We start from the raw sequence: 435 nt of genomic DNA on the forward strand, positions 1-435 counted from the left end.
GCCGAAGGCAAGAAGGTTCGCATTGCCCGCCGGCCCAACAAGCACCATCCGTTGCCCGAGCGGCTCAAGCGCTACAATCGCCTGATCGCGAGACGGCGAGCGGCGGTGGAGACCACTTTCGCGACGCTCAAGAACCGCATGAAGCTGACCACGATCCGCTATGTCGGACTGGCCAAGGCCGCAGCCCAAGTGACGATGGCAGCGATCGCCTTCAACATGCGCCGATGGGCCGCCATCACGCCATAGGTGCGTCCAGCATCCGGCCTAAGGCCGCATCGCCACCCTCAAACTCCACCCCAAGAGCCAAAACAGAGCGAGACCTCACGGCCAAACCGCTCCGCGCGCTAGGTCGCGATGACTGTGCAACAGGCCCACTTGGGGGGAGATCAGATGTCACGCGGACTTTCGCTAATCTCCGGCGTGGCAAGATATGCG

Annotated in this window: 1 protein-coding gene; it reads left to right on the top strand. The window is 63.0% G+C overall.

Annotated elements, in window-relative coordinates:
• A partial coding sequence (locus tag EN874_RS32265) for a transposase (RefSeq protein WP_145971767.1) occupies window positions 1–246 on the top strand: 246 nt, incomplete at its 5' end.
• Window positions 247–435: the final 189 nt, after the last annotated feature.

It is taken from the genome of Mesorhizobium sp. M1D.F.Ca.ET.231.01.1.1 (assembly GCF_003999155.2).
In the GTDB taxonomy this organism is placed as follows: Bacteria; Pseudomonadota; Alphaproteobacteria; order Rhizobiales; family Rhizobiaceae; genus Mesorhizobium.